Annotated in this window: 20 protein-coding genes; 13 read left to right on the forward strand and 7 right to left on the reverse strand. The window is 61.4% G+C overall.

Annotation, left to right across the window (positions count from 1 at the left end):
* Positions 1-18: 18 nt before the first annotated feature.
* Positions 19-1,113 carry a cell division protein ZapE gene (zapE, locus tag JH25_RS02455; protein ID WP_032880549.1) on the reverse strand — a complete coding sequence of 365 codons (1,095 nt, stop codon included), beginning with the start codon at positions 1,111-1,113 and terminating at the stop codon, positions 19-21.
* A gap of 181 nt (positions 1,114-1,294) precedes the next feature.
* Here zapE and JH25_RS02450 point away from each other — a divergent pair, with 181 nt between their 5' ends.
* From JH25_RS02450 to JH25_RS02420, 7 genes are all read left to right on the forward strand, one after another.
* Positions 1,295-1,795, forward strand: a complete 501-nt coding sequence (locus tag JH25_RS02450; protein WP_164699568.1) for a Csu type fimbrial protein — start codon at positions 1,295-1,297, stop codon at positions 1,793-1,795.
* Positions 1,789-2,334 carry a Csu type fimbrial protein gene (locus tag JH25_RS02445; protein WP_032880551.1) on the forward strand — a complete coding sequence of 182 codons (546 nt, stop codon included), beginning with the start codon at positions 1,789-1,791 and terminating at the stop codon, positions 2,332-2,334. Before JH25_RS02450 ends, JH25_RS02445 begins: the two co-directional genes overlap by 7 nt.
* Before the next feature lie 18 nt (positions 2,335-2,352).
* On the forward strand, positions 2,353-2,895 hold the full coding sequence (locus JH25_RS02440) for a Csu type fimbrial protein (protein ID WP_032881297.1): 543 nt from the start codon (positions 2,353-2,355) through the stop codon (positions 2,893-2,895).
* Positions 2,896-2,897: 2 nt separating this feature from the next.
* On the forward strand, positions 2,898-3,386 hold the full coding sequence (locus JH25_RS02435) for a Csu type fimbrial protein (protein WP_032880552.1): 489 nt from the start codon (positions 2,898-2,900) through the stop codon (positions 3,384-3,386).
* Positions 3,387-3,412: 26 nt separating this feature from the next.
* Positions 3,413-4,201 (forward strand): fimbrial biogenesis chaperone, encoded by a 789-nt coding sequence (locus tag JH25_RS02430; protein WP_032880553.1) that lies wholly within the window; start codon positions 3,413-3,415, stop codon positions 4,199-4,201.
* A gap of 72 nt (positions 4,202-4,273) precedes the next feature.
* Entirely contained in the window at positions 4,274-6,622 is a 2,349-nt protein-coding gene (locus tag JH25_RS02425; RefSeq protein WP_050549440.1) for a fimbria/pilus outer membrane usher protein, read from the forward strand.
* A gap of 41 nt (positions 6,623-6,663) precedes the next feature.
* Positions 6,664-7,620 (forward strand): Csu type fimbrial protein, encoded by a 957-nt coding sequence (locus JH25_RS02420; protein WP_177327438.1) that lies wholly within the window; start codon positions 6,664-6,666, stop codon positions 7,618-7,620.
* Here JH25_RS02420 and JH25_RS02415 read toward each other — a convergent pair.
* The gene (locus JH25_RS02415) at positions 7,617-8,354 is read right to left on the reverse strand and encodes an anti-sigma factor family protein (RefSeq protein ID WP_032880555.1); all 738 of its coding nucleotides are present in this window, start codon (positions 8,352-8,354) and stop codon (positions 7,617-7,619) included. The two genes, JH25_RS02420 and JH25_RS02415, sit on opposite strands and share 4 nt — an antisense overlap.
* Entirely contained in the window at positions 8,351-8,857 is a 507-nt protein-coding gene (locus JH25_RS02410; RefSeq protein WP_032880556.1) for a sigma-70 family RNA polymerase sigma factor, read from the reverse strand. Before JH25_RS02410 ends, JH25_RS02415 begins: the two co-directional genes overlap by 4 nt.
* A gap of 197 nt (positions 8,858-9,054) precedes the next feature.
* Here JH25_RS02410 and JH25_RS02405 point away from each other — a divergent pair, with 197 nt between their 5' ends.
* From JH25_RS02405 to JH25_RS02385, 5 genes are all read left to right on the forward strand, one after another.
* Positions 9,055-10,662, forward strand: a complete 1,608-nt coding sequence (locus JH25_RS02405) for an amino acid adenylation domain-containing protein (protein ID WP_032880557.1) — start codon at positions 9,055-9,057, stop codon at positions 10,660-10,662.
* Positions 10,655-11,941, forward strand: a complete 1,287-nt coding sequence (locus tag JH25_RS02400) for a membrane protein (protein ID WP_032880558.1) — start codon at positions 10,655-10,657, stop codon at positions 11,939-11,941. The genes JH25_RS02405 and JH25_RS02400 overlap by 8 nt, the downstream gene beginning before the upstream one ends.
* Before the next feature lie 42 nt (positions 11,942-11,983).
* Positions 11,984-12,748 carry an enoyl-CoA hydratase-related protein gene (locus tag JH25_RS02395; protein ID WP_032880559.1) on the forward strand — a complete coding sequence of 255 codons (765 nt, stop codon included), beginning with the start codon at positions 11,984-11,986 and terminating at the stop codon, positions 12,746-12,748.
* A gap of 118 nt (positions 12,749-12,866) precedes the next feature.
* Positions 12,867-13,949 carry a catalase family peroxidase gene (locus JH25_RS02390; protein ID WP_032880560.1) on the forward strand — a complete coding sequence of 361 codons (1,083 nt, stop codon included), beginning with the start codon at positions 12,867-12,869 and terminating at the stop codon, positions 13,947-13,949.
* On the forward strand, positions 13,946-14,485 hold the full coding sequence (locus tag JH25_RS02385) for a cytochrome b (protein WP_032880561.1): 540 nt from the start codon (positions 13,946-13,948) through the stop codon (positions 14,483-14,485). Before JH25_RS02390 ends, JH25_RS02385 begins: the two co-directional genes overlap by 4 nt.
* A gap of 51 nt (positions 14,486-14,536) precedes the next feature.
* Here JH25_RS02385 and JH25_RS02380 read toward each other — a convergent pair whose 3' ends face one another.
* Both JH25_RS02380 and JH25_RS02375 read right to left on the reverse strand, forming a co-directional pair.
* A complete protein-coding gene (locus JH25_RS02380) occupies positions 14,537-15,688 on the reverse strand; it encodes a M14 family metallopeptidase (protein WP_005789223.1) in 1,152 nt (383 codons plus the stop codon).
* Between the two features lie 464 nt (positions 15,689-16,152).
* Positions 16,153-16,503, reverse strand: coding sequence for a DUF6124 family protein (locus JH25_RS02375; RefSeq protein ID WP_177327416.1), 351 nt, complete (start codon positions 16,501-16,503; stop codon positions 16,153-16,155).
* 130 nt (positions 16,504-16,633) lie between these two features.
* Here JH25_RS02375 and JH25_RS02370 point away from each other — a divergent pair, with 130 nt between their 5' ends.
* Positions 16,634-17,269, forward strand: coding sequence for a LexA family protein (locus JH25_RS02370; protein WP_032880563.1), 636 nt, complete (start codon positions 16,634-16,636; stop codon positions 17,267-17,269).
* Here the strand turns inward: JH25_RS02370 and JH25_RS02365 are convergent.
* Both JH25_RS02365 and JH25_RS02360 read right to left on the reverse strand, forming a co-directional pair.
* A complete protein-coding gene (locus JH25_RS02365; RefSeq protein WP_032880564.1) occupies positions 17,266-19,191 on the reverse strand; it encodes an acetyl/propionyl/methylcrotonyl-CoA carboxylase subunit alpha in 1,926 nt (641 codons plus the stop codon). The two genes, JH25_RS02370 and JH25_RS02365, sit on opposite strands and share 4 nt — an antisense overlap.
* The gene (locus tag JH25_RS02360) at positions 19,188-19,994 is read right to left on the reverse strand and encodes a gamma-carboxygeranoyl-CoA hydratase (protein ID WP_032880565.1); all 807 of its coding nucleotides are present in this window, start codon (positions 19,992-19,994) and stop codon (positions 19,188-19,190) included. The genes JH25_RS02365 and JH25_RS02360 overlap by 4 nt, the downstream gene beginning before the upstream one ends.
* Positions 19,995-20,001: the final 7 nt, after the last annotated feature.

The raw sequence follows: 20,001 nt of genomic DNA on the forward strand, positions 1-20,001 counted from the left end.
AGGGGGCGTAAAAGGCGCTCATGATAGCGGCTCGGGTGCGGTTTGCGGGCAGAGCATGTGCAACTGCTGCAAGCGGCTGGCGGTGCGGGCGAGGTCGATGGCCTGGCCTTCCAGGGCTTTATCCAGCGGCTGGTGACCCATGAGGGTCAGGTGTTTGTCCTGATCGTAGAGCACGTCCACCAGGTTGATAAAACGCTGTTGCACGGCGATAGGGCATTCGGCCAACTGCGGCAGGCCGTCGATGATCCAGTGGTCGAAGTCCTGGCACAGCAGCAGGTAATCCATCACGGCGGTGAGCTGTTCACACAGGTCGTTGAAGGTGAACAGGATGGTCCGCGCCTGATGGTCTCGGCACAGCAACTGCCGATTGCCAACCGTCAGGGTTTGCGCCGGGCCATTGGTGGCAGGCACACCCAGGCTTTCCCGCTGCGCCGGTGTACCCGGCCACACATAGTGGCCGCGGGTGAAACGTTGTTGGGCGTGGGCCTGGGGCAGGCTGCGAAAGTCCTGGGGCGCGCTGACTTCCAGCACGTCCATGCGTGCGGCGATCAGGTCGATCACCGGTTTGAATCGTTCGTGATACAGCGGGTTGGGCAGCAACCCTTCGGGCGGGTAGTTGGACGTTACCAATACCAGCACGCCGCGTTGGAACAGGGCCTTGAACAAGCGGCTGATGAGCATTGCATCGCCGATATCGTGCACATGGAACTCGTCAAAACACAGCACACGGCAATCAGCGAGCAACTGATCCAGAGTGACGCCCAAGGCATCCTCATGCTCGCGGTGCACAAACATGCCCTGGTGCAGCCGGGCAAAGAAGTCGTGGAAATGCACGCGTTGCTTCTCGGCGATGGGCAGCGCCTGGAAAAAACCGTCCAGCAGCCAGCTCTTGCCGCGACCTACCGGGCCGTGCAGGTACAGGCTGCGCGTGGCCTGGCCATAAAGCAGGTGCTGGGCCTGCCGATTCAGGGCGGTAATCGCCCGGATTTGGCCGTCACTGAGGGTGTAGCCCTGTTGTTCGGCCTTTTTCTGAAAATAGGCAGGAATGGGCGAGGCACCCCAGACGTCAGTTTTTTTACCCAGCAGGCGCTGGAACAGGGCAAGCACGGCCAAGAATAATCACTCTGTATTGCGGTGGTCGCTCACTGTAGGACGCTCGATGCCATTTGACCAACAGTGAAGGGCGCCGACCCTTGCAAACTGGCACTTTCGCGTTAACTGGCTAACCTCATACAAGGTTGTTACCCCTGTATAAGGAATTGGGGCAGTGAAGGGATTGGCGGTATTGGCTGTCATGGGCGCGATGCTCTGCAACACGGCTTCTGCTGCGCAACTCCAGGTGGAGGTGCGCCTCGACGTGCAGCGGGGTTGCCAGTTGGTGGGCACCACTCGCACTGCGGGCATCGAGCAACTTGGCGTATTGGATTTCGGCAGCGGCCCGCGTCTGGATGACCCGGCCGGCCCCCTGAGTGCGGCCCTGATCAGCCAGCGCCAGCCGCGCCTGGAGTGCAACCCCGACACGCCTTACCAAATGCGCGTTGACGGCGGCCTGCACGGTGGCGTGGGCGAAGTGCGTTACCTCAGTAATGCGATGCCCTCAAGCAAGCCCATTCCTTATCGCATTTATGCCGACGCAGCCCGGTTGATCCCCTTGCCGGTGGACGTACCGGTCAGCGGCCGCGTACCGGACACCGGCTCGGTTGATTTGCCGTTGTATGGCCGCATTGAACCGCTCAAAGACATCCCTGCGGTGGGGCGTTATTCCGACCTGCTCAAGGTCACGGTCACATGGTAAGCCGCTATCTGGCCATCGCGGCCTTGGGCGGCCTGCTGTTGCTGGCCGAGGACGCGCAGGCGGCTGTGGTCAACGGGCAGATTCATGCGCGGTTGGTGATTACCGCCAGTTGCGAAGTCAGCAAAGGAGTGGAACGCGCGCCAGTGACGCCGGACGGTGGCACTGCGCTGTTGGATTTCGGCAGCCAGGGACCGACCTGGAACGACACCTTGGGCGCGACCATTTCCGATGGCGATAAAGCGCCGCTGTCGGTCTCCTGCAACCCGTCGTTGGTCAGCAGTTTTACCGTGACCATCGACGGTGGCGCCCATGGCGACGGCACCACGCGCCGCTTGAGCAACGGGCGCCAGACCATTCCCTATCGGCTATCGGCCGATGCGCTGGGCCAGAGTGCCTACCGCATCGGCCAGCAACGCAATTTCGTCGTGACCCAGGGCGCGCAGGTACCCATCCCGGTATTCGGCTCCGTGGTGGCGAATACCAGGGCCCTACCGGCCGGCATCTACACAGACACCCTGACGGTGACTCTGGATTGGTAAACCATGAGGATGGATATCATGCATGTACTCGTATCGCGAATGGGCGTGTGTGCCCTGGGCCTGGCGCTGGCCTCCAGCCTGAATGCGGCGACCACGGTTACCGGGCAGATCAGTTCGAGCCTGACGTTGATCGCCAGTTGCCAGGTCAACGGCTCCGGGGCGGCTACCGGGCTGAATTTCGGTAGCTTGAACTTCGGCACCACCAACAGCCTGTTTACCAATGCCGACGCCCAGTTGCTGGGCGGCACCGGCACCGGCGGGGCGCTGTCGATTCTGTGTTCAGCCGGTACCACGCCAACGGTGACGGTGCGTGCCGGCGCCCATGATGGCGCCTCGCCGGGGGGCACCCGTGCGCTGGCCGATGGGGCGGGTAACTTCGTGCCTTACGATTTCTACACTGACAGCGGGCGTTCCGCGCTGTTGGCGATCGATGGCGTGGTGACGCTCGCCACCAGTACCGGCGTGGCACAAACCGTCAACCTCTACGGTCGCGCGGTGGGCAAGGCGGGCCTGCCGGCAGGTACTTACACCGATACCGTGGCCGTGGAGCTGACGTTCTGACCCTGTGGCTCAGGCTGGGGGTGGCCTGTGGATTGGCGCTGCCGTTGCCGTTGTCGGCAGCGACCAGCCAGAGCTTCCAGGTCAGCGCGACCATTACTCCCGGTTGCCTGATCGTGGGCGGCGGCTCCAACTACGGCGCGTTGGCCTATGGCAGCTATTCGGCATTGGCCACCGGTACGGTCACGGCAGCCCTTACTGGCGGTGTGACCTTGCAATGCACTCCGGGGGTGGCGCTGACCATGAGTGTGGATGGCGGCCTTTACAACAGCGCCGGGCGCAATTTGCAGCTCAACAGCGGCAGCGCGCGGGTGGCCTATCAACTGTTTCGCGACGCGGCGTTCAGCCAGAGCCTGGGCGTCAGCCAGAGCGTCAGCGTGACTTACAGCGATGCCAACAACATCAGCCTGCCGATTTACGGGCGGGTGGTATTACCCGGCAATCAGCCTGGGGGGACGTACAGCGACACGCTGCAGGTGCAGCTGTCGTGGTAGGGCTAACGGTATTGAGGAGTGGATTTATGCATTCAACTTCCCGGCGGTGGTGGGCCGCGGGTATTGCCTTAGGGCTTTTGTGTGGCGCAGGGCTGGTGCAGGCGGCCAGTTCGGTGCTGATCTGGCCCATCGACCCGGTGCTGGAGGCCGATCAACAGGCCAGCGCGCTGTGGTTGGAGAACCGTGGCACGGAAACGGCCAACCTGCAGATCCGCGTATTTGCCTGGAGCCAGAACGGTTTCGACGAGCAGTACCAAAACCAGCGCGACGTGATCGGCAGCCCGCCGGTGGCCAAAATCGAGCCCGGCCAGAAGCAACTGGTGCGCCTGACCCGAACCCGCGAAGTACCGCCGGGACAGGAGCTGGCCTATCGCATCATCATCGATGAAATCCCCTCGGCGCTGCAGGTGCCGGCGCCGCCGGAAGGCAAGAACACAGCGGCAGCGATTCGCTTCCAGATGCGCTATTCGGTGCCTTTGTTTGCCTACGGCGCCGGGTTGTGGAGCAAGGACGACGCCACACGTCAACGCGACCCCAAGGGTGCCGGCAAGCCGGACTTGAGCTGGCAAAAGGTCAACGTAGGCGGGCGCAGTTACATCGAGGTGCGCAACCAGGGCGCCGTGCATGCGCGGCTCACCGATGCGTCGTTCAAACAAGGCGGGCAGGCCCGGCCGCTGGTAGAAGGTTTGCTCGGCTATGTGCTGCCGGGCGCGAGTATGCGCTGGCCGGTGCCGGATGCCGTATCGGCCGACCAGCCGTTGCAGGTCAGGGTCAACGGTGCGCCGCAATTGGAAAGCCTGGCGCCCAAGCGATAACCGTCAGGTAGCGCTACGGGCATACGCCCGGGTTTTAACAGGATGGAGATGTCCATTGAAGGACACAACGCCATGGTGAGTCGTGGTTGGGCTCGGGGTTTATGGCCATCGGTGGCAGTGGCAAGCGGGTTGTGGGGCGCTGCGATGGCAGGCGACTTGCCGCCGCCGCCGGGCAGCATGGAGGCAGTCGCCGATGCACAGCTGTTTCTGGAACTGGTGGTCAACCAGATGGACACCGGCCGCGTCATTGCGGTCGACCAGCGCGCCGGCCAGCTGTTTGTGCCCGCCAGCGCGTTGCAGGACGTGGGTATGAAATTGCCCGGCGAGCCTGTCGGCAGCGTGGCCCTGGACCAGGTGCCTGGGCTGCACAGCGACTACGACAGCAATGGCCAGCGCCTATTGCTGGATGTACCGCCATCCTGGTTGCAGGCGCAGTTTATCGGCAATCGCAATACCTATCCGCGCACCCAGGCCATGAGCAGCTTCGGCGCCTTGCTCAACTATGACGTGTATTTCAACGACACCGATGACGGCGGCAGCTACCTCGCCGCCTGGAACGAAGTGCGGCTGTTCGACACCTGGGGCACCTTGTCCAACACCGGGCAGGTGCGCCAGACCCTGGCTGATGGCATCACCGACAGTACCCTCGGCAACGGTTACCGGCGCTACGACACCACCTGGCGATTTTCCGATGATGAGCGCCTGCTCACCTACGAGGCGGGCGACGTGATCAGCGGTTCGCTGCCCTGGAGCAGCTCGGTGCGTCTGGGCGGGGTGCAAGTGTCCCGGGACTTTGCCGTGCGCCCGGACCTGGTCACTTACCCTTTGCCGCAGTTCGCCGGTGAGGCGGCGGTGCCCTCGTCGGTGGACCTGTTTATCAACGGCTATAAATCCGACACCGCGCAGCTGCAACCCGGGCCTTATACCCTGACCAACGTGCCATTTATCAACGGCGCCGGGGAGGCTGTCGTGGTGACCACCGACGCCCTCGGGCGCCAGGTGTCGACCACGGTGCCGTTCTACGTCACCAGCACCTTGCTGCAACAAGGCTTGACGGATTTTTCCGTGGCTGCCGGTACCTTGCGCCGTGACTACACCCTGCGCGATTTCGGTTACGGGCCGGGCATAACCAGTGGCACCTTTCGCTATGGCTATTGCGACAGCCTGACCCTGGAAAGCCATGCCGAAGCATCCAGCGACCTGACCCTCGGCGGGCTTGGCGCCAACCTGCGCCTGGGCAACTTCGGCGTGCTCAATACCGCCCTCAGCCAGAGCCAGTTCGACAGCCGCAGCGGCCAGCAACTCAGCCTTGGCTACCAGTACAACAGCACGCGCTACAGCCTGATGTACCAGCGCGTTGAACGGCGCGATGACTACGCCGACCTGACCCTGGTCGACACCCCTTACGCCAGCCTCAGCAAGCGCAGCGAGCAGGTGACGCTGAGCCTCAACCTTCAACGTTTCGGCAGCCTGGGCCTGGGGTATTTCGACGTGCAGGCGGCAGACGATTCGCGTACGCGCCTGCTCAACCTCAGCTGGAGCAAACCGCTGTGGCGCAACACCAGCTTCTACCTGTCGGCCAACCGCGAAATCGGCGACAGCAACTGGGCCATGCAGGCGCAACTGGTGATCCCGTTCGACCTCAACGGCAGCCTGGCCTTGAGCACCGAGCGCAGCAAGAACGGCGCCAGTCGCCAGCGCATCAACTACAGCCGCGCGGTGCCCAGCGAAGGCGGCGTGGGCTACAACCTCGGCTATGCCCAGGGCGATGCGCCAAGCTATCGGCAGGCCGACCTGACCTGGCGCTTGCAGTCAGTGCAGTTGCAGGCCGGCGTGTACGGCAGCAGTGACGCCCAAACGCGCTGGGCGGATGCCAGCGGCTCGCTGGTGTGGATGGGCGGCGAAACCTTTGCTGCCAACCGTATCAATGACGCGTTTGTGGTGGTGAGTACCCAGGGGTTCGCCGGGATTCCAGTTCGCTACGAAAACCAGCTGGTGGGCCAGACCGACCGCAACGGTCATTTGCTGGTGCCATGGAGCAGCGCGTATTACCGCGGCAAATATGAAATTGACCCGTTGAACCTGCCGGCGAACGTGCAGAGCCCCAATGTGGAGCAGCGCGTGTCGGTACGCCGGGGCAGCGGCTATCTGTTGGAGTTCCCGCTGCGCCGGGTGCTCGCCGCCAGTATCACCCTGGTGGATCGCCAGCATCAGGAGCTACCGCTGGGCAGCCTGGTGGTGCACGAGCAAAGCAACACCCAGGCGGTGGTGGGGTGGGATGGGCTGGTCTATCTGGAAAACCTCAGCGCCCACAATACTTTGCAGGTCACCCTCAGTGAGGGGCGCACCTGCCAGGCGACATTCGCTATCGATGAGCAGCAACAGGACGTGCCCCTGATCGGGCCGTTGGTGTGCCAGTGAGTGCTTGAGCAAGGAGACTGCGGGTGAGGGGCAAGGCATGGATGTATGGGGCAGGGCTGTTATTTTCCGGGCAGGTTATGGCGGTGTGTTCGGTGGTTTCCACGGTGCCGGCCAGTTTCGGTTCGATCAGCTCGATGACGGTGCGCACTGCCGCGCAAACCAGCTCTACCACCAACTCCGGATTGAGTTGCACCCAGGCGTTGATTTCGCTGCTGGTGTCCACCGACCACTTCTACGCCACGATCACCTCGTCCACCGCCGGCATGGTCGGGCCGACCGGTGATGTGATTGGCTACACGATTTATGGCAACAACAGCACCAGTTATCCCATCACCCGCGGCACTCAATTCGATTTTGGGGGCGCGGGCGGCATTGCCCAGAGCATTGGACTGATCGCCGGGCCCGGGGCGAAAACCGTGCCGTTGTACCTGAGCAGCATTACCGGCAGCAATATCGCAGCGGGGCTGTACACCGAGACATTGAACATCGCCTGGGTGTGGAATTATTGCTCGGGAATCGGCGTTGGCGGCATTTGCCTGGGGCGTGACACGGGCAGCGGCACGGCAAGCCTGACCGTCAGCATGACCGTAACCAATGACTGCCAGATCACCGCGCCGGATATCAGCTTTGGCAGCGCGCCGGTGGTCAGTGGGTTTACCGCAGTGACCGGCCAGACCATCAATATCGCCTGCACCAAGGGCAGTGCCTACACCGTGGGCTTGAGCGACGGCCAGAACCCGATCAGTGTCGGCGGGCGCCGACGCATGGTTTCCGGCAGCAACTACCTGGCCTATGACCTCTTCAAAAGCGCCGGCACCACGCGTTGGGGCAGCGTCGGCGCGGCGCGGCGGGCCAGTTCCACAGCGGAGGTCAACCCCGGCAATGGGTTGGGCACAGGCAGCCAGGTATTTAACTACAACGCTCGCATCTACACCGACCAGCCCACACCCCCCGGCGGCACCTACCTGGACAACGTGGTGCTGGACGTGGGTTTCTAGAACTTCATCAGCGCCGGGGTGGGCTGGTCTGCCGGGCTGACCATTGCGTAGTTATAGCCGCCGCCCGACCAGTACTCGGCCTGCAAACCATCGGCGCTGCGGCTGCCACGAGGCAGGAAGCCGTTGTTCGGTCCCGGCGGGCGGATATAAAAGCTGATGCGTCGGCCTTGGGGGTCTTGGTACAGCACCATGGCGGCTGCACCCTGATCGGTAGTGAGCAGGCGCCCGCTGACCGGCTTGAAGCCTGCCTGGCTCAGGTCGGGCAGGCGATGGGCTTGATCGAAATAGCGGTCGAGCCAGGCTTGCATAGTGCCGCTGCCGTCGTCGTTGTAGTCGGCGGGCATGACGCCGTCCTGGGCAAACAGACGGTAAGCCTGCATGGCATCGGTCATCGGCAGCGGCTGGGGTTGGGTGGCTTCGCGGGCGTGCCAGCCGCCAAGCCCGCCAAGGCTCACGGCAATCAGCAACACCGCCGCGCTGGCGAAGTGGCGGCGGGACTGACGCTTGATACGCTGACGGATCAACGCCGGGTCCAGTGCCGGATTACTCGGCTGCTGCAGGGTACCGCTCAAGGATGCCCGCAATAATTGCGCGTCCTGTTGCCAGGCGTGGACCTGGGCGGCCGCTTCGGGGTGGTTGGCCAGCCAGGTTTCAAGCACGCGGCGGTCACTGTCCGGCAGTTGGTGATCGACGTAGGCATGCAAATCGCGTTCGCTGGGGGGCAGGCTGATCATTTGAGTCTCCGCAGGGCAGGGCCGGTAATTTCGCCATCGCTGAGCTGACGCAACGCTTGGCGCGCACGGGACAGGCGCGACATCACGGTGCCGATGGGTACCTGAAGGATCTCGGCGACTTCCTTGTAGCTCAAACCCTCCACGGACACCCACAGCAAAAGCGCGCGTTGTTCGGTGCTGAGTTGGTCGAAGGCTTGCAGGGTGGATTGGGCCATCACTGTGCGCTCCACCGACGGTTGCGCATCATCGCGCCCGGTGAAGAATTCGAGCATACGTGCATAGCGTCGGCTGCGGCGATGGGCGTCGAGGAACTGCCGATAGAGGATCGCGAACAGCCAGGCGCGCAGGTCGCCTTCGACACGCTTATCAGCCCAGGCGATGATCGCCCGCTCCAGGGTCGCCTGCACCAGGTCATCGGCACTGCTGCTGTTGCGCGTCAGCGACACGGCAAAACGCCGCAACCTGGGGATGAGTTCGTGTAACTGTTCGTCGAGTTCATGCATGGGGATGAGTCTACTCACGTGTGTTGAAGTAGACGTTGGTCCCTGTAGGTTATTCCACGCTTTGCGCAAAGAAACTTCCCGGCTAATACGTGGGAAGCGTCTGTATACCTTGAGAGTCTGTAATCTCGTGCGCAGCCCTCTATCCACCCTTGCATCTGTCGGCATTCAGCCGGCAGTTGAATAGTGAGAGGGTGCTTATGACGTGTTTGCCGAGTGATAAACAGTTTTTTTCCTGCATCTCGCTGGCTCATTTGCCTGCCGCGCAGCGGGTTTTATTTGAGCGATGGGGTTGTGGCCTCTCAACCCGAGCCACCTACGCCAACGTGCACCACGCCTTCGAAGCGCAAGCGAGGCTGGCCCCCCAGGCGACCGCTGCGGTATGCGCGGGCCAACGTATCAGCTATGAACAACTCAACCGACAAGCCAATCGATTGGCTGAGCATCTGCTTGGGCAGGGTGTTAAGCGTGGGGACACGGTGGGATTGTTCGTCGAACGCTCGATTCCCATGCTGGTCGGGCTCCTGGCGGTGTTAAAGATTGGCGCCGCGTATGTCCCTCAGGACGCCAGAATCGTACCCACCCTGCAATTGGGCATGGTCCTCGAATCATTGACCAGCCCGGTGATTCTGACCTTATCGAGCCTGGTGGAGCGCATTCCGGCAGACGCGTCCCACCGCTGCCTCAATTTGGATACGTTCATTGCTCAAACGCCATGGCTGGCTGAAGACAATGATTGCGTGCGTGTCGGTGCTGGCCCGGATGATCTGTGCTTTGTACTGTTTACATCTGGAACCACAGGGCGCCCTAACGGCGTGTGTGTCAGCCACCGTAACGTATGCAACATTCTGCTCACTGAACCTGGGCGGATGGGTATGGCACCGGGTCGTACCGTAGGGCAGATTCTCAATATCGGCTTTGACATGGCGGCTTGGGAAATACTCGGTTGCCTGGCTCATGGTGCGACCTTGCTGATTCGCGGCAAAGACATCGCGCAGACGGCCGCACAGTGCAATGTGTTGATCGCAACGCCTTCGATACTGGCCACCCTTGAGCCTCGACGGTGTCCCCACCTCAACGTCGTTGCGGTGGCTGGAGAAGCCTGCTCCCAGGCTCTGGCGGATCGGTGGGCCGAGCACTGTACGTTCTACAACGGCTGCGGTCCTACCGAGACGACCATCGTCAACACGCTGCACCGGCATGTACCAGGCACGCCACTGACTATTGGCCGGCCAACACCCAATAACACTGTCTATGTGCTCGATGAGCAGGGGCGTGCCTGTGCCTTGGGTGAAACGGGTGAGATGTGGGCCGGTGGTGCGGGTGTGACAGCAGGCTACCTGAACAATACGGCATTGACCCAGCAGCGATACCGTCCGGATCCCTTTCTCGGTGGCGACGCCATGATGTTCCGCACACGAGATTTGGGGCGCTGGGTGGGAGACGGCCAGCTCGAACACTTAGGGCGCGTGGATGACCAAGTGAAAGTCCGCGGCTTTCGCGTGGAACTGGATGCGGTGTCGGCGGCTCTGGAGGCCGGCGCTGGATGCATGCGCGCCGTCACTTTGAAGCTGGACAGCCGCACGTTGGTGGCCTTTGTTTCGCCTGCCAGCACTGACATCGAGGCTTGCCAAACCGCGTGCCAACAGCGCCTGGCCTATTACTGCGTGCCTCAGTCCATCTACGCAGTGGAGCATTTTCCACTGACAGCGAGGGGCAAGATCGATAAGGCATTGTTACTGCAAACGGCCCGGGAGAATCAGTTGGCGGTGCTGGCGTTCGCGACCGGGGAGCCCGGCCATGATTGATACGCTGATCCGTACCGTTGTACCGCCCAAGCCGGCGCTTTGGCGTCGCTGGACGTCACTGCCGATGTTTTCCTGTTACAACCGCCTGGCAGCCGCCGCGCTGATGGGCAACCTGGTGTTTTTGCTGTTGGCTGTGGACCTGCACGCCATCCCGGTTCAGACGCTGTCGGACATGGTGCTGATCAACCTGTCGGTTGCCATTCTCGTTCGCCAGCAATACGTGATCAATGGGCTGTTCTGGCTGGCAACGCGAATACCGCCTACATGGCCCTTACAGGTGCGGCGTAGCGCGGCCAAGGTGTACCACTTCGGTGGGCTGCACAGTGGCGCAGCCTTTGCGGCCACTGGGTGGTTTGCCGCCCTGGTTGGCGTGCAGGTTACGCGTTACCTGCAACAACCTGACAGTGTTTCGGTGGCCGGGTTATGGGTCAGCGTTATGCTGCTCGGCTTATTGCTGCTCATAGTGGTCATGGCTCAACCACGTATTCGAGGCCGGTTCCACAATGGGTTTGAACGCGTTCATCGGTTTGGCGGTTGGAGTGCGTTGCTGTTGTTCTGGTGGCAAACGTTACTGACCACGTCGAGCCTGCTGCACAGCGTTACGTTTTGGATGCTGGCAGTGCTGACCCTGAGCGTCCTGCTGCCCTGGCTGCGGCTGCGCAAGGTGGCTGTTGAACACGCACGGCCTTCCGGGCATGCGGTGATTACGCGTTTGAGCCACACCACACCGTTCGCCGGTTCATCCACCGCAATCAGCCGCAACCCACTGCTGGAGTGGCATTCCTTTGCCAATATTCCCACGCCACACGAGGCGGGTTTCCGCCTGATAATTTCCCGCGCAGGGGATTGGACCGGGCGATTTATCGAGGACTTGCCGCGACATGTGTGGGTTAAGGGCATCACCACAGCGGGTGTTGCCAATGTAGAAACCCTGTTCAAGTCGGTGGTGTACATCGCCACTGGCAGCGGCATCGGGCCTGTCATGCCGCATCTGCTGGCGGCTCAGGTACCGATTCAGTTGATCTGGTCTGCCCGTAGCCCGAGGACGACCTATGGCGATGAACTGGTGGAGGAAATTCTGCGCGCCCAGCCTTGCGCATTGATCTGGGACACCGATGAGCGCGGCAAGCCAGACCTGGTGAAGTTGGCTTACGGCGCAGTGCAAGCCTTTGGTGCAGAAGCCGTGATCTGTATTGCCAACCAAACGGTGACCCAGCGTCTGGTGCAAGAGTTGGAAGCTCGGGGAATACCCGCCCATGGCGCGATCTGGGATTCCTGAGACAGCCCCAAGTGTGAACAACATCAATCAGTGGAGATGCCTATGAACGTGTTTGTGGAACGTCATGACCGAGTGGTCCTGGTCAAGCTCAACCGTCCTGAAGTCAAGAATGCGCTGAGTTCGGCGCTGATGACTGAGTTGATCAGTCATCTGGAAGCAATGGATCGAGACCCTCGGATTGGGTGTTTTGTCATTACCGGCACCGCAGAGTTCTTCGCGGCAGGGGCCGATATCAAAGAGATGAGCGGCAAGTCCTATCTGGACGTGCTCAACGAAGACTACTTCGTCGGTTGGGAGGGCTTCACCCGTTTGCGCACCCCGACGATTGCCGCAGTGGCGGGCTATGCGTTTGGCGGAGGCTGTGAGCTGGCGATGATGTGCGACATGATTTTCGCTGCTGATACCGCCACCTTTGCACAGCCGGAAATTAAGCTAGGCGTCATCCCGGGCATGGGCGCGACCCAGCGGTTGACCGGGCTGATCGGCAAGGCCAAGACCATGGACCTGGTGTTGACTGGCCGGTCAATGACCGCCACGGAAGCAGAGCAGGCGGGGTTGGTGTCGCGGGTTTACCCGGCTGCGAACTTGCTGGACGAGGTGATGGCGGTGGCGGCACAAATTGCCTCCTTCTCGCGAACGGCCACCCGTGCAGCGCGGCAGGCGGTGGAGCATTCTCTGGAGGTCGGGTTGCACGAAGGTGTGCGTCAGGAGCGAAGGTTGTTTCATGGACTGTTTGCCACGCCTGATCAGCAAGAAGGAATGCAGGCATTTCTTCACAAGCGGCAGGCCTTGTTTAATCAGCCCTAGCCGGCACTCGATCTGGCCACGTGTTGACTACAAAGAAACTACAGTGAAGGGGGAATAAGCCTACGTGGGATTCGTCTCATAACACTTTCCCCCTGCGGCCTCGGGCCCTGGAGCTTCTATGGTTGATCACTCTTTACCGCCGCGTCCGCCTCTTGGTACTACAAGTCTGCTCGTAAGGCTGGCGTGTATAGGGGGCGTGGTGGCAGTGTTGGTGGTTGCATTTGCCTACGTCAACGGCACCCTCGACCCACAGCGTCTGCGGCCAAAGACCTTGGTCAATGCCCTGGAAACCAATAACGGCGTACACCCGGGCTTTCGCCGCAATCATGCCAAAGGTGTGTGTGTGGCGGGTTACTTCGAGGCGAGCACAGAGGCGCGTGCTTACTCCAGCGCCCAGGTGTTCAGCGAGGCCAAGACCCCGGTGATTGGCCGGTTTGCTTTGCCCAGCGGCAATCCCTATGCACCGGACAGCAGTGTGCCGATTCGCAGTTTTGCCGTGCAATTCAGCCAGGCAAACGGCCAGCAGTGGCGAACGGGAATGAACAGTATGCCGGTGTTTCCGGTGGGCACGCCCGAGGCGTTCTACCAACTGCTCAAGGCGGGTGCGCCAGACCCGGCCACCGGCAAGCCGAACCCTGCGAACATGCCGGCGTTTTTTGCCGCACACCCGGAGACGGCGCCGTTCCTGGCCTGGGTCAAGACTGCCAAGCCATCGGCCAGTTATGCGACGCAAACCTACAACGGCATCAATGCGTTTTACCTGGTGGGCGAAGGTGGCAAGCGTCAGGCCGTGCGGTGGAGCGTGGTGCCGCAAAGCCAGGACGCGGCGGGTGATGCTGCGCCGTCGGGCAGTGACTTCCTGGAACAGGATTTGGTGCAGCGCCTGGCCGCCGGGCCTTTGCGTTGGCAGTTGAACATGACCCTGGCCAACCCCGGCGACCCCTTGGATGACGCGAGCAAGACCTGGACCGGCCCGCATACGCAGCTCAACGCCGGCACTCTGGTACTGCAAAGCAGCCAGCCGCAGGCAGACGGTGATTGCCGTGATATCAACTTTGACCCGCTGATTTTGCCCAGCGGTATCGAGGCCTCCAACGACCCGTTGCTGGCCGCACGCTCCGCCGCGTATGCCAGTTCGTATCTGCGCCGTGCGGGTGAAGTCAGCCCGTTGCACAGCATCCCTCAGGAGTCGAAGCCATGAATGCTCAACCGCGTTTTTTTGCACCGCTGGCGCGTCTGTTGCACTGGCTGATGGCGCTGATGATCATTGCCATGCTGTTTATTGGTGCGGGATTGGCGGCGTCGGTGTCGGAACGCCATGAATGGCTGATCCACCTGCACAAACCGCTGGGTATTGCGATCCTGGCCCTGGTGCTCGTGCGTTTGGCCGTGCGCTTTGCCACCCGGCAACCGCCGTTGCCAGCCGATTTGCCGATGTGGCAAGTGCTGGCGGCCAAGGCTTCCCATGTGCTGCTGTATGCGTTGATGCTGGTGTTGCCGCTGCTGGGCTGGGCGATGATTTCGGCCGCCGGTGACCCGGTGATGCTCAGCAGTTCTGTGCAACTGCCAGCCCTGGTAGGGGCGAATGCGCCGTTGTTTGCGCTGTTGCGCAAGGCTCACGGCTACCTTGCCTACCTGTTGTTCCTGACAGTGCTGGTGCACTTGGCGGCGGCGCTGTTCCACGGGTTGATCCGCCGCGATGGGGTATTGCAGAGCATGACCGGCACCCGGGATTGATCGCTTCTGTGGCGAGCAAGCTCGCTCGCCACAAAAAGCTTGCCACAAGGGTTAACGCAAAAGCCCGACGATATCGGCGACGCTGCTCAATACGTCCTTGCCCAGCTGTTTCGATCGATCGCCCGACCAGCCGGTACGCGGGTTGGGCGCATCGTCGTTGTCCTTGAAGGGCATCTCCAGGGTCAGGGACAGGCAGTCGTACTTTTCACCGACTGCGTTGCAGGCCAGGGTCATGTTAGCTTCGCCCGGCAGGTCGCGGGTGTAGCCGTAGGTGGTTTGGAAGTCCCGGGTCAGATGGCTCAGGTGGTTGCGAAAGTGTTTTTCCAGGGCTTCGATGCGTGGGGTGTAGCCTGGATTGCCTTCGCAGCCGGCGGTGAAGATGTAGGGGATTTCTTCGTCGCCATGGATATCGAGGAACAGGTCCACGCCGTACTTTTCCATTTGCTGCTGCACAAACAGTACTTCCGGGCTGGTTTCCTGATTGGCGCTCTGCCAGGCGCGGTTCAGATCCTGGCCCATGGCGTTGGTACGCAGGTGACCGTGAAAAGCGCCATCGGGGTTCATGTTGGGCACCAGGTACAGGTCGGCCACTTTCAAGAGTTTTTTCAACTCCGCGTCACCGTCCTTTTGCAGGCGTTCAATCACGCCCTCCATAAACCATTCGGCCATGTGTTCGCCGGGGTGCTGTTGGGCAATGATCCACACCTTACGGCGACCTTCAGCCCCTTTGCCACGGCGCAACAGTTGTATATCGCGGCCCTCGACACTCTTGCCGGTGGCCAGCAGCTTGACGCCGGCGTACTTCAGGGCTTGTTCGATCAGCCAGTCGTGACGTTCACGGCTGTAGGGTTCGAAGTAGGCGAACCATACGTGCTTTTCGCGGGTCTGGAGCGTGATATGCAGGATCTCGCCATCAAAGCGCGTTGGCACCCGGAACCAGTTGATATGGTCATAGGATGCCACGGCATTGTAGCCGCTCCAGGCGTGTTTATAGGATGAGCCACCGGCGTTGCTCAATCGAAAAGTGTGGGTGTGCCCCACATGCATGCCTTCGGCCTTGAAGTGGAACCATTGAAAATGTTTGCTGCGGGTGTCGGGTTTGATTGCCAGTAACAACTGATAGGCATCGCTGGCATCCAGGACCTGGATATTGCCGCTGTCGAAGTCGGTGCTGATCTTGATGGAGGTCAAGGCCACGGTCATAGTCTGGTTGCCTGAATATGAGTGATGTGGCGGCTATATTACACAGAGGTCAGGTAAAACCTGGATGCAAAATTGTTGCACGGGGAGGGGGCGTCATCCCTGACGCCGCGGCAGCTTAGGGGCTATGAGATTGATTCTCAAGCGCTATTTCGCAAAGATCCGGGCTAGAGCTGTCGTGTGGCTTTCTTTCGACGATGGTCTTTTGCTACCATGCGCGCCATCGAGCAACACACAGTCTTCATTAGCCTGAAGCCATGCCAGGGAAACTGGCAAAAAAAAGACCCGGCCAAAGAGCCGGGTCAAAAACCGTGATTAGCCTGATGAGGAGATATTCCAAGAGTCCGACCTAAGGTCCCTTGGTCTATCGACTGATCTCGCGATCAGCTTGGTCCAATAATAATCATTATCATTTGCAAGTCAAATGTTTTTATCCCTTGGGTAGAAATATTTTTCTTTCGCGTCTGTTACGCATTTGCCTGGGCCCGCGGCGCTTGCAACGAGCGCTCCACCATCGCCTTCGCCATATCGATCAAATACACCACGGAAAACGCCAGGTCGCGCTGATTGCCTTGATGGCTGCACGCTGATTCGTAGGCGGTTGCCGCAGCACTGCGCAGCAGGTCAGACGCGTGAACCAGGGCTTCCTCTTGGCTGACGCCCGGCTTGATCGCGAACAGGGCACCCTCCACGGCTGGTGCCGACATATCTTCTTTCAAGTAATAGTCCAGCGCGCGCTGGGCCGCGCCGCTGTGGCACATGTTCTGTAATTCAACCTGTTCGGGTATTTCGGGCAATGAAAGCGGGCTATTCGTCATAAGCGGCAGTACTCCGGTGGGTGTCGAAATCCTTAGGCTTGATGATAGTACGTATCGTATTTATGTCGTTTTATGGATTACTACAAACTGTTTATTGCCCCGAAAAATACGCACCGTATTGTCAGGCGCCATGGATAACTGGATAGCGTTGGTCAAAGCCAACATGAAAGACCGCAAGGTCACGCAGGAGCAACTGGCAGAGCGCCTGGGTATGTCCCAGGGCGGCGTCGGCCATTGGCTCAACAAGCGCCGAGTGCCGAGCCTTGCGGACATGAACCGGGTGCTGGCCGAGCTCGGGCTGGGCTACCTGGAGGTGGCGCTGGAGATTCGCGAACGGGCCGCGCAAGAGCCTGCGTTGCAACAGCACTACAACCCGTATTTTCGCTATCCGGTCAGCGACTGGCAGCAGGCGTGCGAGCTGCGCGAAGAACGTGCACTCTATGGGCCTGGCCGCTACGAATTGACCGATTACCACGCGCGTGGCGAGGCGTTCTGGCTGCCTGTAATGGGCGACGCCATGACCGCGCCCACGGGCATGAGCATCGGTGCCGGGACGATGATCCTGGTGGACCCGGCCATCGATCCTGTACCCGGCAAACTGGTTGTCGCCCAATGGTCTGGCAGTTCCCAGGCCACTTTTCGCCAATTGCAGGAAGAGAGCGGCCAGCGCTATCTGGTGCCGCTCAATCCGACGTACCCCAAGGCGCTGCTCACCGACGACTGCCACATCCTTGGCGTCGTGGTGCAAGCCACCGCGAAGTTCTAGGCGGTGGTTTCAAGCTCCACCAGCGCGCTGCCTTCGGCAACCATTTCACCTTCCTGGCAGAACAGCGCCTTGACCACCCCGGCATGGGGCGCACGGATGCTGTGCTCCATCTTCATGGCTTCGAGTACCACCAGCTGTGTGCCAGCCTCAACGGTTTGGCCTACCTCTACCAGCACGCGAACGATGCTGCCGTTCATCGGTGCGCTGAGACCGCCCTGATGAGATTGGCCGGCCTCGACCGCCGCAATCGGGTCGAACAGCCTGACGGCATGCATCTCGCCATTCCAGCGCAGGTACAGGCTGCCTTCGTTGCGGACCGCCAGATGGGCACGGCGTACACCCTGGTGTTCGATCAGCAGCTGCTCGCCGCACAACTGCGACGTGTGCCCGGCCAATGTCACCAGCCGATCCTGCCCGTTGCAGCTCAGATGCAGCGACACTTCGGCGGGCAGGCCCGCACGAAAGCCCTGGTTATTGGCCCAAGGCCCATCACCTACCGGCAGGCTCTGCATAAACGCCGAACCTGCTGCCTGCCAGAATGCATCGCTCAACGCACCGGGCGCCGGTAACAGTTCATCCTGATAACGCGGGATAAACCCGGTGTCCAATTCGGCCGCCGCGAACGCGGGATGGCCGATGATGCGCCGCAGAAAACCCAGGTTGGTCTTGAGCCCACCCACCGCGAACTCATCGAGCATACTTAAAAGTCGCAGGCGTGCCTGTTCGCGGTCTTCACCCCAGGCAATCAGTTTGCCGAGCATCGGGTCGTAGAAGGGCGACACGCTGTCCCCTTGCTCGACACCGCTGTCTACCCGACGGCCCGGGCCTGGGCTGGATTCGCGGTACAGCGCCAGGTGACCGGTGGCCGGCAGGAACTCGTTGGCCGGATCTTCGGCATACAGCCGCACTTCAATCGCATGACCGATCAAGGGTACCTGCTCCTGTGTGATCGGCAGCGCCTCGCCCTGGGCGACCAGGATCTGCCACGCCACCAGGTCCAGACCGGTAATCGCTTCGGTGACCGGATGCTCCACCTGCAGTCGCGTGTTCATCTCCATAAAGAAAAACTCGCCACGGGCATCCAGCAGAAACTCCACCGTACCGGCACCGACGTAGCCGATGGCCTGGGCCGCCCGCACGGCCGCTTCGCCCATGGCCTTGCGTTGCTCAACGCTGAGCCCTGGCGCCGGCGCTTCTTCGACAACCTTTTGATGGCGCCGCTGGATCGAGCAGTCGCGCTCATTGAGGTACAGGCAATGGCCATGCTGGTCGGCAAACACTTGAATCTCGACATGGCGCGGCTTGAGCAGGTACTTCTCCACCAGCATCTGCCCATTGCCGAAGGACGACAGCGCCTCGCGCTGGGCGGAGGCCAGGGCATCGGCCAATTGGCTGACATCCTCGACCACCTTCATGCCCTTGCCGCCGCCACCGGCCGTAGCCTTAAGCAATACCGGGTAGCCAATACGCTCACAGGCGGCGCGGAAGGTCTCCAGGTCCTGGGCCTCGCCGTGATAGCCCGGCACCAGGGGCACACCGGCGGTTTCCATCAATGCCTTGGCCGCCGATTTGCTGCCCATGGCGTCGATGGCGGCAGCGGGCGGGCCGAGGAAGATCAAGCCTGCCGCCTCGATGGCCCGGGCAAAGCCAGCGTTTTCCGAGAGGAAGCCGTAGCCGGGGTGAATCGCCTGGGCGCCACTGGCGTGGGCGGCGGCAATCAGTTTGTCGATTTGCAAGTAACTGTCGGTGGCTTTGCTGCCTTCCAGGTCGACACGAATATCCGCCTCGCGGCTATGGCGCGCATCACGGTCGATGGCGCTGTGCACGGCCACGGTCGTCAGCCCCATGGCCTTGGCTGTGCGCATGACACGGCAGGCAATCTCGCCACGGTTGGCTACCAGTACGGTGGTCAGTGTGCTCATGAGCGCGGCTCCTGGGCTTGCCAGCTCGGCGCACGTTTTTGCAGGAAGGCCCGCAACCCTTCCTGGCCTTCGGCGCTTACGCGAATGCGCGCGATGGCGTTTTCGCAATAACGTCGCAGCGCCGGGGTGAGGGCACCGTTGCCCACTTCACGCAGTAAATCCTTACTGGCGCGCATCGCCGCCGGACTGTTTTGCAGCAGGTTGGCCACCCACTGGTCCACCTGGTGATCCAGGCTCTCGGCCGGATAACTCTCTGCCAGCAAGCCGATCTCCTGCGCCCGCTGGCCGCCAAATCGCTCAGCCGTCAGAGCATAGCGGCGGGCCGCGCGTTGGCCGATGGCCTGCACCACGAATGGGCTGATCACTGCGGGCGCCAGGCCGATGCGCACTTCCGACAGGCAGAATTGCGCGTCATCGGCGCCGATGGCCATGTCGCAGCAACTGATCAACCCCAGCGCGCCACCATAGGCCGCACCTTGCACCACGGCCAGCGTGGGGATTTTCAGCTTGGACAGGTTGTACATCAGCTCCGCCAGTTCGCGAGCGTCGTCCAGGTTGGTGTGGTAGTCCAGCTCTGCCGACTGCTGCATCCAGGCCAGGTCGGCGCCGGCACTGAAATGCTTGCCGCGCCCGCGCAGTATCAGAAATCGCAGGGACGGGTCGGCTTGCACCCGGTCCAGGGCGATGATCAGTTCGCGGATCATTTCGGCATTGAACGCGTTGTTCTTGGCTTCACGACTGAGCCACAGCGTGGCAAAGCCACGGCTGTCGGTGATCAGTTCGAGGGTGTTGAAATCGTTCATGGGGTGC

Source organism: Pseudomonas sp. BRG-100 (assembly GCF_000737955.1).
Classification (GTDB): Bacteria; Pseudomonadota; Gammaproteobacteria; order Pseudomonadales; family Pseudomonadaceae; genus Aquipseudomonas; species Aquipseudomonas synxantha_A.